The sequence below is a fragment of the Parvibaculum sp. genome (assembly GCF_049651025.1).
In the GTDB taxonomy this organism is placed as follows: domain Bacteria; phylum Pseudomonadota; class Alphaproteobacteria; order Parvibaculales; family Parvibaculaceae; genus Parvibaculum.
Genome location: NZ_JBASBH010000035.1, coordinates 64,300 through 78,043, shown reverse-complemented (window position 1 = coordinate 78,043; position 13,744 = coordinate 64,300). Strand labels below are relative to the sequence as shown.

At 60.7% G+C, this 13,744-nt stretch carries 12 protein-coding genes; 6 read left to right on the top strand and 6 right to left on the bottom strand.

Annotation, left to right across the window (positions count from 1 at the left end):
- The first annotated feature begins 181 nt into the window (after nt 1-181).
- The 4 genes from pdxH (at nt 182) to WA943_RS04760 (ending at nt 4,126) form a co-directional block, all read left to right on the top strand.
- Nucleotides 182-808, top strand: coding sequence for a pyridoxamine 5'-phosphate oxidase (gene pdxH / locus WA943_RS04775; protein ID WP_424468703.1), 627 nt, complete (start codon nt 182-184; stop codon nt 806-808).
- Nucleotides 809-816: 8 nt separating this feature from the next.
- Nucleotides 817-1,722 carry a cation diffusion facilitator family transporter gene (locus WA943_RS04770; protein WP_424468702.1) on the top strand — a complete coding sequence of 302 codons (906 nt, stop codon included), beginning with the start codon at nt 817-819 and terminating at the stop codon, nt 1,720-1,722.
- Between the two features lie 17 nt (nt 1,723-1,739).
- The gene (locus tag WA943_RS04765) at nt 1,740-3,308 is read left to right on the top strand and encodes an AAA family ATPase (RefSeq protein ID WP_424468701.1); all 1,569 of its coding nucleotides are present in this window, start codon (nt 1,740-1,742) and stop codon (nt 3,306-3,308) included.
- A gap of 62 nt (nt 3,309-3,370) precedes the next feature.
- Nucleotides 3,371-4,126 carry an SDR family NAD(P)-dependent oxidoreductase gene (locus WA943_RS04760; protein WP_424468700.1) on the top strand — a complete coding sequence of 252 codons (756 nt, stop codon included), beginning with the start codon at nt 3,371-3,373 and terminating at the stop codon, nt 4,124-4,126.
- A gap of 73 nt (nt 4,127-4,199) precedes the next feature.
- Here WA943_RS04760 and WA943_RS04755 read toward each other — a convergent pair whose 3' ends face one another.
- The 3 genes from WA943_RS04755 to WA943_RS04745 form a co-directional block, all read right to left on the bottom strand.
- The gene (locus WA943_RS04755; RefSeq protein WP_424468699.1) at nt 4,200-4,622 is read right to left on the bottom strand and encodes a hypothetical protein; all 423 of its coding nucleotides are present in this window, start codon (nt 4,620-4,622) and stop codon (nt 4,200-4,202) included.
- Nucleotides 4,622-6,010, bottom strand: coding sequence for an aminotransferase (locus tag WA943_RS04750; protein ID WP_424468698.1), 1,389 nt, complete (start codon nt 6,008-6,010; stop codon nt 4,622-4,624). Before WA943_RS04750 ends, WA943_RS04755 begins: the two co-directional genes overlap by 1 nt.
- Nucleotides 6,011-6,086: 76 nt before the next feature.
- The gene (locus WA943_RS04745) at nt 6,087-7,553 is read right to left on the bottom strand and encodes an amidase (RefSeq protein WP_424468697.1); all 1,467 of its coding nucleotides are present in this window, start codon (nt 7,551-7,553) and stop codon (nt 6,087-6,089) included.
- Between the two features lie 206 nt (nt 7,554-7,759).
- On the opposite strand from WA943_RS04745, the gene WA943_RS04740 reads away from it, so the two are divergent.
- Nucleotides 7,760-9,400 (top strand): 3-(methylthio)propionyl-CoA ligase, encoded by a 1,641-nt coding sequence (locus tag WA943_RS04740; RefSeq protein WP_424468696.1) that lies wholly within the window; start codon nt 7,760-7,762, stop codon nt 9,398-9,400.
- Nucleotides 9,401-9,423: 23 nt separating this feature from the next.
- A complete protein-coding gene (locus WA943_RS04735) occupies nt 9,424-10,176 on the top strand; it encodes a DUF1499 domain-containing protein (RefSeq protein ID WP_424468695.1) in 753 nt (250 codons plus the stop codon).
- Between the two features lie 3 nt (nt 10,177-10,179).
- On the opposite strand, the gene WA943_RS04730 is transcribed toward WA943_RS04735, so the two are convergent.
- From WA943_RS04730 to WA943_RS04720, 3 genes are read right to left on the bottom strand one after another with little or no spacing between them, the layout of a single operon-like run.
- Nucleotides 10,180-11,064, bottom strand: coding sequence for an MBL fold metallo-hydrolase (locus WA943_RS04730; RefSeq protein ID WP_424468694.1), 885 nt, complete (start codon nt 11,062-11,064; stop codon nt 10,180-10,182).
- 52 nt (nt 11,065-11,116) lie between these two features.
- Nucleotides 11,117-12,649, bottom strand: coding sequence for a DHA2 family efflux MFS transporter permease subunit (locus WA943_RS04725; protein ID WP_424468693.1), 1,533 nt, complete (start codon nt 12,647-12,649; stop codon nt 11,117-11,119).
- The gene (locus WA943_RS04720) at nt 12,646-13,731 is read right to left on the bottom strand and encodes an HlyD family secretion protein (protein WP_424468692.1); all 1,086 of its coding nucleotides are present in this window, start codon (nt 13,729-13,731) and stop codon (nt 12,646-12,648) included. The genes WA943_RS04725 and WA943_RS04720 overlap by 4 nt, the downstream gene beginning before the upstream one ends.
- Nucleotides 13,732-13,744: the final 13 nt, after the last annotated feature.

Sequence of the window (13,744 nt, the reverse complement as noted above, 5' to 3'; positions counted from 1 at the left end):
GATCCTGTTTCCTTGGGTCCATCCGTTTGCCATCTTGCACCGGATAAGACAAACCCCGTCTCGGGGACTATATAAGACAACAATTGTGGCAGGAAATATGGCGGGAACTAATACCCGCTAATGATAACGATTTACCGCCTTTTCCGTTCCCTTGGAGCCAGCGCCCGCCGTGAAAGAGAAATTGGATCGTCCCCCCGAAGATGAAGACGCAGCCACCTGGACGGAGGCGCGCGACCCCTTTCGCCTTTTCCATGAATGGCTCGAAAAGGCACGTGGTAGCGAGATTAACGATCCGAACGGCGTGGCACTGGCCACCGCCGACGCAGACGGATACCCCGATGTTCGCATGGTATTGCTGAAAGGGGCGGATGAACGCGGCTTTGTCTTTTTCACGAACTTTGAAAGCGCCAAGGGCCGGGAGCTTCTCGAAAACCCCAAGGCGGCACTTTGTTTCCACTGGAAAAGCCTGCGCCGACAGGTGCGCGTCCGCGGCTCCGTCAGTGTAGTGAGTGACGCCGAGGCCGATGAATATTTTGCCTCGCGTCCCCGCGACAGCCAGATCGGCGCCTGGGCATCGCGCCAGTCGCGCCCGCTTGAGGGGCGTTTCGAGCTGGAACGCGAGATCGCCCGATATACCGCGAAGTTCGGCTTCGGCAAGGTACCGCGTCCGCCGCATTGGTCCGGCTTCCGCATCGCGCCCTTGCAGATCGAGTTCTGGCGCGACCGGCCGTTTCGCCTGCATGACAGGCTTGTGTTCGAGCGCGACCAGCCGGACGGCAACTGGCACACCTCCAAGCTCTTTCCATGAGGAATGATGTGAGCCGCGCAATTCAAAATGCAAAGCTGATGCGACGTGCGACCTATGCCGCCGTCGTCGTCGCCGTCACGCTTATTTGCATCAAGAGCGCCGCCTTCTATCTGACCGGTTCGGTCGCGATGCTGGGCACATTGATGGATTCGCTGCTCGATGGCGCGGCTTCTTTACTTAATCTCGTTGCGGTCAGGCATTCGCTGACGCCCGCCGACGACGATCATCGCTTCGGCCACGGGAAGGCCGAAGCGCTGGCCGGTCTTGGTCAGTCGATTTTCATCTTCGCTTCGGCGGGCTACATCGTTTTTGAAGCGATCAGCCGCATCCTCCATCCCAGCCCCGTTGACAATTCGACGGTCGGCATCGTGGTGACGGTGGTGGCCATTCTCGTCACGCTGGTGCTTGTCGCTTTCCAGCGCCACGTGGTCGCGCAAACCAATTCGCTCGCGATTGAGGCGGATTCGACGCATTACCGCGGCGACCTGCTGATGAACCTGTCGGTCATTGCAGCACTCGTTCTCTCCGGCGTTTTCGGAATCTATTGGGCGGACCCGCTATTCGGCATCGCCATTGCCGTGCTCATCGGCATTTCGGCGACACGCATCGTATTGGGCTCATATAATCAACTCATGGACCGTGAATTGTCGGAAGGCGAACGCGAGCGCATCACCGCCATTGCGCTGTCCCATCCCGAAGTGATCGACATTCACGACCTGCGGACACGCACGTCGGGCGCGCGCTGCTTCATCCAGTTTCATCTCGAGCTTGATCGCTCCATCTCGCTGATGAAGGCGCATCGCATTTCCGACGATGTCGAAGCGCGTATCATGGAAGTCTTCGAGAATGCGGAGGTCATCATCCATCAAGACCCTGCCGGGCTTGAAGAAGTCACGCATCTGGAGCGCATCTGATTTCCCGGGACAACCGCTTGGCAAATACCCTGCTGGCTGAAATCGAGAAATTTCTGACAACGCCCGAGGCTTATGCCCTCGCGGGCAATGTCGAGATCGAAAAGATCGAAACGCACGCCTCGATCATCTTTCTCGGCCCCGTCCGCGCCTACAAGCTGAAGAAACCCGTCGATTTCGGTTTCCTCGATTTCACCACGCCGGAAAAAAGGCGTGCGGCCTGCATGCGCGAGCTTGCCCTGAACCGCCGGACAGCGCCGGAAATCTATCATGCGGTCGTCCCGTTACGGCGTGGCGCTCACGGGATTGTTCTTGGCGGCGAGAGCGGGGAGATCATCGACTGGCTGGTCGAAATGCAGCGCTTTCCCGCTGACGGTCTTTTTGCGCGACTGGCGGATGAAGGCCGATTGCCACTTGGCGTTGTCGAAACCCTTGCCGCCGATGTGGCGCGTTTCCACCGCGTTGCGGAAGTCAGGCGGGATCAGGGCGGGGCAGAAGCTTTTGCCCGTATCGTTGCGGGCAATGACGAAAATCTCCGCGACCATGTCGGCAACATCTTTGATGCCGCAGATATCCAGCACTTGCGCGAGGCGAGCGATCTGCTGATCGAACGGCACAAGGCGCTACTGGATGGAAGGCGCGCGGATGGTTTCGTGCGCCATTGCCACGGCGATCTTCATCTCGGCAATGTGACCTTGATCGGGGAAAGGCCGGTTATTTTCGACTGCATCGAGTTCAGCGATGAATTTGCCTGCATCGATATTCTCTATGACCTCGCCTTTCTGCTGATGGACATAGCCTTTCGGGAAGCTTCCGCGCCGCATCTGCGCGGCTTCGCCAATCGAACCCTTAATGTCTATCTGGATCACGCCGCTCAGAACGAAGTCGCGGCGACCGTTGACGGCCTCGCCTTGATGCCGCTTTTCCTCGCGACGCGCGCCGCCGTGCGCGCGAAGGTGACGGCTATCGCCGCCGATACTGCGGAAAAACGCGACGAGGCCCGCGCCTACCTTCGCTTCGCTCTCGATGCGCTCAGCACGGCCCCCGCATGCATGATCGCGGTGAGCGGCTTGTCGGGCACGGGAAAATCGACGCTTGCCATGAGACTCGCGCCGCATCTTGGCTTGATCGGCGGCGTGCATCTGCGCTCCGACATCATCCGCAAAAGGCTTTTCGGCGTCGCGGCCCTCGACCGCCTGCCTGAAGCCGCTTATTCGCTCGAAGCGACCGGGCGCGTCTATGACGAGATGTTGATGCTTGCCGAGCGCGTCGTCGGGGCGGGGCTTACCGCGGTCCTCGACGCCGTTTTTGCAAGCCCCGCCGAACGCGACACAGCCGAATATCTGGCCGCAAAGCTGGGCGTTCCCTTTCATGGCCTGTGGCTTGAAGCGCCGCAGAGAACCCTTGAAGAGCGCGTGGCCTCCCGCCATGCAAGGGCGCTTGATCCGTCAGACGCCGATGTCGAGGTCTTGCGCCGCCAGCTCGGCTACGATCTTGGGGAGATGCGCTGGCAGAAGATTGACGCCTCCAGCGGCCCCGCCGAGACCCTCGCTCTCGCGCTGAAACGCCTCGCTATCCCGGCTATATGACTATTTTTTGATAATCGCTCGCAACACTGGCGTAGCTGGAAGCCTTGGTTTAGGTTGCGGCCATGAACAAACCGTCAAATGAAGACCGCAAAACCCTGATCCTGACCGGCGCAAGCCGGGGTATCGGGCATGCGACCGTCAAACGCTTTTCCAGCGCCGGCTGGCGCGTCATCACCTGTTCGCGCCATCCCTTCCCGGAAGATTGCCCCTGGGAGGCAGGTCCCGAAGACCACATTCAGGTCGATCTCGCAGACCCCGAAAACACCATCGCGGCCATCGCCGAAATGCGCGAGCGGCTGAAGGCGCAAGGCAGCCGCCTCAATGCGCTCGTCAACAACGCCGCCATTTCGCCGAAGGGCCCCGGCGGCTCGCGGCTTGGCGTCTTCGAGACGAGCCTCGATGTGTGGCAGAAGGTCTTTCAGGTGAACTTCTTTGCCTCAGCCATGCTCGCGCGCGGGCTGGTTGAGGAACTGAAGAAGGCGCAAGGCTCGGTGGTGAATGTGACCTCCATCGCCGGTGTGCGCGTCCACCCCTTCGCCGGTTCGGCCTATGCAACGTCGAAAGCCGCGCTTGCGGCCCTGACGCGCGAAATGGCCTCGGATTTCGGTCGCCTCGGCATTCGCGTCAATGCGATTGCACCCGGTGAAATCGACACGGCGATCCTCTCGCCCGGCACCGAGAAAATCGTCGCCGAAATCCCCATGCAGCGTTTGGGAACGCCCGAAGAAGTGGCAAAGACGATCTATTTTCTTTGCACGGATCAGTCGAGCTACGTCAACGGCACCGAAATCCAGATCAACGGCGGCCAGCACGTCTGAGGCCTGCTGAGTTTTGACGTTGTCGATCCCGCAAATTCCGCTGTCACCCCGGCACAAGGCCGGGGTGACAGGTTCAATTTGAAGTGAGAAAAATCACCGCGCTCTGGCTGTCGCGCATCTGCGCATCCTCGCTCACCGTGAAGACGGAAACGATGACGCCGCTTGCGCCTTCAAAGGCACCTGAGCCGCCTTCAATCCGCCGCACGACATGGCCCTGCTGCAGCGTCGGATCGGCGCTCTCGCCGATCTTGCCTTCGCCATCGCTGACATAGGTGAGCGTGCCGCCGCCAAAGATGATCTCGCCGCTTTCCCTGAAGCCGCCGAAATCGTCCGGCTCGACCATGGCATGCACAACTGCCTGCGGCGCACCGGTCGCAAAGACGGGATCGACGCCTGCGCCGAAGCTCGCCCGCGTTTCGACGCGCATCACCGAGCCCATCTCGTCTTCCGGCGAGACTTTGCCTTCGAATGTGAGTTGATAGCGGACTTCTCTCATCAGGCGGTACGAAGCCCTTCCTTGGCGATCCATGTCTCCGTCTCGTTGAGCGCAAGCTCGGTACGGTCGAAGATATCGTCGATGTCCGATTCCTTGACGATCAGCGGCGGGCAGAACGCGATGATATCGCCACCCAGCGCGCGAACGATAAGCCCGTTCTTTTCCGCAGCCTTCTGCACGGCGGCGCCGACGCCCGCCTTCACATCGAAGCTGCGCTTCGTTTCCTTGTCGGCAACGAGTTCGATCGCGCCGAGAAGCCCGCGCGCCCGCGCATGTCCGACCAGCGAATGTTCGCCGAGACGTTGCACGCGCTCCTCAAAGCGCGGCGCGACGCTGCGCACATGGCCGACAATGTTGCGCTTTTCGTAGATCTCAAGCGTTTTCACGGCGACGGCAGCGGCAACCGGATGAGCCGTATAGGTGAAGCCGTGCCCGAATGTGCCGATCTTTTTGCTTTCGTCGATCATGGCCTGATACATGTCCTCGCCGACAGTAATGGCGGCGATGGGCACGTAAGCCGAGGAGAGCGCCTTGGCGACCGAAATCGAATCCGGCCTGATGCCGAAGGTCTGGCTGCCAAACATATTGCCCGTGCGCCCGAATCCGCAGATCACTTCATCGGCGATGAAATAGATGTCGTATTTGTCGAGCACCGCCTGAATTTTCTGGAAGTAACCCTCGGGCGGAATGATGACGCCGCCAGCGCCCATCACCGGCTCGGCGATAAAGGCCGCGACGGTATCAGGGTCTTCTTCCAGGATCATCTTTTCAAGATTGGCGGCAAGCCGCGTCGTGTACTCGTCTTCCGTCTCGCCAATTTCCGCATAGCGATAATAATGCGGGCAATCGGTGTGGCGCACGCCAGCAATCGGCAGATCGAAATCGCGATGATTGGCGGGAAGGCCCGTCAGGCTCGCCGATGCGACCGTGACGCCGTGATAGCCGCGAATGCGCGAGATGAATTTCTTCTTCTTCGTCCGGCCAAGCGCGTTGTTGTAATACCAGACGAGCTTCATCTGCTGGTCATTGGCTTCAGAGCCCGAACCGCAGAAAAGAACCTTCGACGCCTTGTGCGGCGCGATGGCTTTCAGCTTCTCTGCAAGCTCCGCCGCGCGCTCATGGCTCTTGCCGCCGAAGACATGCGTGAAGGGAAGCTGCTTGAGCTGCTCTGTCGCTGCCTCGATGAGCTCCGGCTCGCTATAGCCAAGCGAGGTGCACCACAGACCGGCGAGACCTTCAATATATTTGCGCCCGTCCGCATCCCAGACGTGAATGCCTTCGCCGCGCTCGATGATCATCGGGCCGGTCTCGCGAAACGCGTCGAGATTGGTATAGGGGTGGATCACCGTCTCAATGTCACGTACGGCGGCGTTGCTCAAGCTCGGCATAATGCGATCCCTGGAACTGTAGTGCGGCGGAAGGGCCGTAATATGGGAGCGCATGCCCCGCGTGTCAAAGTTGCGCTCAAAAGCCCGGTGGAGCGCGGAATCCGCCGAGAATCTCTTCCAGCATGCCCGCTACCGCAATTGTCGTGCGGTCGCCCATATGCGGCCCGATGATCTGGATACCGACAGGCAGCCCCTCGCTCGTCACGCCGACAGGCGCGGCGGTCGCGGGCAGGTAGGAAACGACCGCAGGCCCCGCCCAGATCAGCACGTCCATATATTCGCGCTCCTTGCCGTTCACATTGAGCCTGCGTGCATGCCAGTTCGACTTGTGGTCATGCGGAAAGGCTGGGCGCATCATCACAGGCGCAAGCACGACATCGTAGCCCTTGAAGAAATCCGCCCATTTCGCGCGAATGCGCGTCTGCATCTCTTCCCAGATCATGCGATCGGCATAGGTGATCGTGCCGCCGCGCATTTGCAGCGCCGCGTGGCTCTTGTCATCGGGTGCGAGCTTGGCCTTCGCTTCCATCCAGCGTTCCTTGATCGAGGGCGGGAAGCCCGATCCGACAACGGAATGCAGCAGCACCAGATAGATTTCCGTGATCTCGGCCAGCGTGAAATCGGGTCGCGCCGCCCAGTCGACATGTGCGCCTGCATCTTCGAGCGCCTTGGCGGCGCTCTTCAAAAGCGCAGCGCTTTCCGCGTCGATCTCGCAGAACGGATCGTCGATCCAGACGGCGACACGAAGCTCTTTGGGCGAGCGGGCGCGGGCCGGGGGAAGGTCGAGCCGCCAGCCTTCCGACATGCCCCAGTCCGGCCCTGCTGTGATGCCGAGCAGCAGGTCGAGGTCTTCGGCGCTGCGCCCGAGCGGCCCGGCGACGGACAGATCACCTTCGCGCAAAGTGCCCGGCGGCGGGCTGACATGGCCGCGCTTGGGAATAACGCCGAATGTCGTCTTGTGGCCGAAGACGCCGCAAAGATGTGCTGGCGTACGGATCGATCCGCCAATGTCGCTGCCGAATTCAAGACCGGTCAGCCCCGCCGCCAGCGCTGCCGCAGACCCGCCCGACGAGCCGCCCGGCCCGCAGGCCAGATTCCACGGATTGTTCGTCGTGCCGTAAACGTCGTTATAGGTCTGAAGATCGCCCGACATGTAGGGCACATTGGTCTTGCCGAAAATGACGGCGCCTGCGCGCGAAATACGCTCCACCGCCGTTGCGCTGCGCGTCGGCACGTGATTGGCATATTCCGGCCCGCCGCCCGTGGTGACGATGCCCTCGACCTCATAGGCGTCCTTGATCGTCATCGGAAGGCCGTGCAGCGGACCCCAGGTTTCGCCGCGCGCTTGCGCTTCATCGGCCTGACGCGCCCGCTTGCGGGCCCGGTCGAGATCCTTGGCGACAATGGCGTTGATCTTGGGATTGTGCAGTTCCATCCGCGCGATGAAATGCTCGAGCAATTCGCGCGCGCTGATCTCCCGGCGCTGAATCATGCGCGCCAGTTCGGCTGCGGACTTGAAATGAAGCTCTGGCGACGCGGACATGGGGCGCTCCCTGAATTTTTTGTTTCTAGCCTGGTGAGATTACCGGTTCTGACCGCCTGAAAGGCAAGAATTATCCGCCTTCGGGACCGGATTCCGGCCAAGTTGTGAGGGCGGACGGAAGCCATTACACTGCCCCAAAAGCAAAGTGGGCCCTTGCGTCAGTCGCGGGCCGCATAGCAAGACAGAAACGCATTAGGGGACGAGTGATGAAGGGTTTGATGCAGAATTGGCCGTTGCGCGTGTCGACGATTATCGACCATGCAGCGCGCTTTCATGGCGACCAGGAAATTGTGACCCGGACGGTCGAGGGGCCGATTACGCGCACGACCTATCGCGCGGTGCATCTGCGCGCGCGCAAGGTTGCGCAGGCGCTGACGCGTCTCGGCGTCAAGGAAGGCGATATCGTTGCCACCATGGGCTGGAACACCGCCCGGCACCTTGAGGCCTGGTACGGCATCATGGGCATGGGCGCTGTCTGCCACACGCTGAACCCGCGCCTTTTCGCCGAGCAACTCGTCTACATCATCAATCATGCCGAGGATAAACTCGTATTCCTCGATCTCACCTTCGTACCGATCCTTGAGGCGATTGCCGACAAGCTGCCCAGGGTCGAAGCCTATGTGGTGATGACCGACCGCGCGCATATGCCCGCGACGAAGCTCCCCAATGCGCTTTGCTTTGAGGAAATCGTCGAAGCCGAAAATGGCGACTTCGAATGGGCGAAGGTCGACGAAAACGCCGCCTGCGGTCTTTGCTACACCTCTGGCACGACAGGTAACCCCAAGGGCGTACTCTATTCGCACCGCTCGAACGTGCTGCATTCCATGGCCGCCAATATGGGCGACGCGCTTGGCATGAAGTCCGCCGACGCCATTCTGCCGGTGGTGCCGATGTTCCATGCAAACGCCTGGGGCATCGCCTTTGCCGCCCCGGCAGTCGGTGCAAAAATCGTCATGCCCGGCGCCAATATGGATGGCGCAAGCATCTATGAACTTCTCGACACGGAGAAAGTGACGATCACGGCGGCCGTGCCGACCGTTTGGCTGATGCTGCTGCAATATCTTGAAAAGACCGACGCGAAATTGCCCGCGCTCGAGCGTGTCGTCATCGGCGGTTCCGCCGCGCCGCGTTCGATGATCGAGGTCTTTGAAGAGAAATACGACGTCAAGGTTTTCCACGCCTGGGGCATGACGGAAATGTCGCCCATGGGAACGCTCGGCGCGCTGAAGGCGGGCATGGACAAGCTGCCGCTTGAAAAGCAGATCGACGTAAAAGTGAAGCAGGGCCGGGCGATCTACACGGTCGAAATGAAGATCACCGACGATGACGGCAAGGAGCTGCCTTCGGACGGCAAGGCGTTCGGCCATCTCATGGTGCGCGGCCCCGCCATTGCAGGCGCCTACCTCAAGGGCGAAGGCGGCAATATCCTCGACAAGGACGGCTGGTTCGACACGGGCGACGTCGCGACCATCGACGCGCAGGGCTATATGCAGATCACGGACCGCGCCAAGGACGTCATCAAATCGGGCGGCGAGTGGATTTCCTCGATCGAGATCGAGAATCTTGCGGTCGGTCATCCGAAAGTCGCCGAAGCCGCCGTCATCGGCATCATGCATCCAAAATGGGATGAGCGCCCGCTGCTGATCGTCATTCCGAAGGAAGGCGAAAAGCCGACCAAGGAAGAAATTCTCCATTACATGGACGGCAAGATCGCCAAGTGGTGGATGCCCGATGACGTCGCTTTCGTCACCGAAATCCCGCATACGGCGACCGGCAAGATTCAGAAGCTGGCGCTGCGCGAGCAGTTCAAGGACTACAAGCTTCCGACCGCAAACGCGGCGGAATAACGAGGTCAGATCGGGGAGCGGATATGGGAAACGAAAAATCGCGGGCGGCCGCATGGGGACTGAGGCTTGGCATAGCGGCACTCGTGGTGCTGGCCCTCGGCATCATCGGCAACCGCTATGAAATCGTCAGCTTCAAAATCGCGCTCCCCACTCTCGCCATCGCGGCACTTATCGGCCTGATTGCCATAGTCGTGTCGCTCGTCGGCCTGATCGTGACGCTAGGCGGCAAGAGGGCGGGCGTGGCGACTGCCATTGCCGGTATCGTTCTGGGTCTCGTTGCTGCGACGCCGGTTGGAACGTCCTTCTTCAAGGGCCGCAGTGTGCCGCGCATCCACGACATAACGACGGACCTGTCCAACCCGCCGGAATTTGCCGCTATCGTCGTCCTGCGTCGCCCCGATGCAAATCCGCTCGATCGCAAGCTGCCGGCCGACCTGGCGGAGCTGCAGGCAAAAGTCTATCCCGACCTCGCGCCGCTGGTCGTTCAGGAACAAGCGGGCAAAGTCTTCGATACCGCGCGCGACGTGGCGCATGACATGGGCTGGGAGATCGTGGCGGCGACGCCTGAAACCGGCCTCATCGAAGCGACCGCGACGACGAGCCTTCTGCACTTCAAGGACGATATCGCCATTCGCATCGTCGAGAAGGATGGCGGCTCGGTCGTCGATGTGCGCTCCGTCTCGCGCGTCGGCGTCAGCGATCTCGGCACGAATGCCGCGCGTATCCGCGCCTATCTCGCAGCGTTGAAAACAAAGCTCGGCCTCGCGGCGAGCTGACCGTCAAGCCAGCCGATATTCCCCATCGAGGCGCGGCGTCCCGTCAGCGACGAGACGCCCATCTTCGACCATGCCGAGCGCATGAGCAAAGACCGAGCGGGCGGCGGCGGGATAGAGCCGCTTGTCGACGGCGGCATAGATCACCGGGACCATATCCTTGATATGCGTGCGCCCGGCCTTGATCTGCTCGATGATCTGCTGCTCGCGCTCTTCGCGATGCGCGATGAAGGCTTTCACGAAAGGCTTGGGATTGCGGATCGCAGGCCCATGCGTCGGCCAGTAAATCTCGTCATCGCGCGTCAGCAGCAAACGAAGCGACGCCATATATTCGCGCATATTGCCGTCGGGCGGGCTGACGATGCTCGTCGACCAGCCCATGACGTGATCGCCGCTGAAGAGCGCCTTCTCTTCGCGCAGCGCAAAGCAGATATGGTTCGACGTGTGGCCGGGCGTGTGCACGCATTCGATCGTCCAGCCGTCTCCCTTGATGATATCGCCATGACGGATTTCGACATCCGGCACGAAATCCATGTCGCCGTCTTCCTCGCCCTGTCCGCCGCCATGCGGTCCATAGCCATAGGTCTTCGCGCCCGTGCGCGCCTTCAGCGGCGCAGCGGCGGGGGAGTGGTCGCTATGCGTATGGGTGATGAGAATATGCGTGACCGTTTCACCCTCAAGCGCGCGCATCAGCGCCTCGACATGCGCCTCGATCATCGGACCCGGATCGATCACGGCGACATTGCCATGGCCGATAATATAGGTGCCCGTCCCTTTGTAGGTGAATGCCGATGGGTTCTCCGCGACGACGCGCCGGATCAGCGGCGTGATCTGCTCGCTGGCGTCATAGGTGAACTCGATCTCGCGGACATAGGGTATCTGAACAGCCATAAGCACTTTCCTCGAACGAAGGTCTGACGCCAGCATGTCAAAGCACGAGGCGTCAGTCCATGACTGCGTGCGCGGCCGCTTCTTTCTGCATCTCGGGCGTGATCGTTGGATTGCGCATCAGATAGACCAGCGGAATGACGATGGCAGTCATCACCATCATCAAACGGAAATCGTTCAGATAGGCAATCGCCGCCGCCTGCCGCGTGATTTCGCCGTCCAGCATGGCAAGACCCATCTGGGTATCGATACCAAAGCCATGCGGCATGGCGCCTGAACGGAAAATCGGATTTGTCGGGTCCACGCGTTCGGCAAGTGCGGCGTGGTTGACTTGCGTCAGCCGCACGACAAGCGCCATCGCCACCGAAATGCCCACACTCGATCCGACATTACGCATCAGGCTGTAAATGCTGGTGCCGTCGGTGCGCAGATGCGCGGGCAGTGTCGCAAAGGAAATCGTCGTCAGCGGCGCAAAGATGAAGCCGAGACCGAAGCCTTGAACGACGCCGGTATAGATGATCGTGTGCTCGCTGATATTGAGGTTGAACTGCGCCATCTGCCAGAGAGAAAAGGCCGATAGTGCGAGGCCGAAGGCGATGAGGTGTCGCATGTCGACCCGATTGATGATGCGTCCTGCCACCATCATCGCAATCATCGTGCCGATGCCGCGCGGCGCGAGCACAAGCCCCGTGGTCGTCACCGGATAGCCCATCAGCGTTTCGAGATAGGGCGGCATCAGTGCCATCGTCGCATAGAGGACGAGGCCGACCACGAACATCATCGTCAGGCCGACCAGCAGATTTCGGTCCTTGAAAAGTTGCAGGTCGATGAAAGGCTTTTTCGCCGTCAGCGAGTGAATGATGAAGAGATAGAATGCGAAAGCCGCGATCAGGAATTCGACGACGATCTCGTTTGCCGAAAACCAGTCCTTGAGATTGCCGCGATCGAGCATCAACTGCATCGAGCCGATGGCGAGGCTCAGGAATGTAAAGCCCAGCCAGTCGAACCGTCGCACCTTGTCGAGCGTCGATTCCGGCAACGCCGTCATGATGCCGACAAGCGCGAGAATGCCGAACGGCACATTGATGTAGAAAACCCAGCGCCAGCTATAGCTGTCCGTCAGCCAGCCGCCGAGGGCAGGGCCGACAATGGGTCCGACCATGACGCCGACGCCCCACAGCGCCATCATCTTGCCGCGCATTTCCATCGAATAGGTGTCGAGCATGATCGCCTGGCTGAGCGGCACGAAAGCCGCGCCGCAAGCGCCCTGCGCGAGGCGAAAGAGCACGATCTGTTCAAGCGAGGTGGCGGCACCGCAAAGCATCGAGGTCACGGTGAAGCCGACGACCGAAATCGCCAGCAGCCTCTTGCGCCCGAAACGCGTCGAGAGAAAGCCCGTGGCGGGCGTCGCTATGGCGGCGGCGATGATATAGGAGGTCAGCACCCAGGAAATCTGGTCCTGCGTCGCCGACATGCTTCCCTGCATATGCGGCAGGGCGACGTTGGCAATCGTCGAATCCAGCGTCTGCATGATCGTCGCCAGCATGATCGAGCCGGTAACAATTCCGCGTTGAACGCGTGGTGTCATGATGCGTGGCCTTCAGCCCCCGTGGAGGCGGTCTTGCCCGAATGCGTGTCGATCTCCGCTTCTACGCTCATGCCTGCGCGAATGGCCGGATCGCCCTCGCGCCGCTCGATGGCTATGCGCACCGGAATGCGCTGAACGACCTTCACCCAGTTGCCGGTGGCGTTCTGCGCTGGCAGCACAGAGAACTCCGAGCCTGTCGCCTGCGAAATGCTGACGACGCGGCCTTGCCACGGGTGGTGGGGATAGGTGTCGATGTCGATCGTTGCCGTCTGGCCCGGATGGACATTGGCGAGATCGGTTTCCTTGAAGTTCGCTTCGACCCAGACGTTCTTCTCCGAGACGATGTTCACCACGGGCACGCCGGGCGCAACATTGTCGCCGACCTGCGGCTGCTTCCCGAGCACACCGTCGAAAGGCGCACGGACTGTCGCGCGCTCAAGATTGAGCGCTGCATTGTCCCGCGTCGCCTTGGCCTGCATATAAGAGGAATGTTCCTCGACGGGCGCCGCCGGCTTGTCATCCAGCGTTGCCGCGATCTGGCCGATGCTCTGCTTCAAGACGCCGCCGAGCTGAACGGCTGTGTCGTAGTTGTGGCGCGCCGTATCGAGCTTGGACTGGCTGGCGAAATTCTGCTTTGCAAGTTCGGACTGGCGTTTCAACTCGCGGCCGTAAAACTCGACATTGGATTGCGCGAGCCCGAGCTGCGCGACCGTCATCTCATATTTGGCCTTGAGAGAATTGACGTTGCTCGCTGCCGCGTGGAGCTGGGCATCGGATTCGGCAAGTGCAAGCTTGTAAGGCTGGGGATCGATCTGGAACAGCGGGTCGCCTGCCTTCACCGTTTCGTTCTGCTTGACGAAAACGGCAACGATGCGCCCGCCGACATCGGGGCTCACCGAAACCATGTCAGCCTTCACGTAAGCATTGTCCGTACTCACATAGCGCCCGCTCACCAGATAGAAATATCCGATGACGAGAAGCGCGAGCACGGGCACGCCGATCATCAATATGGGCCTGAGAGAGGCCCGGTCGCTTATGAGCCGCCGCGCGGCGCCGGTAACAGGAGCGAAGGTGACAGACATCTGAGATGGCTCT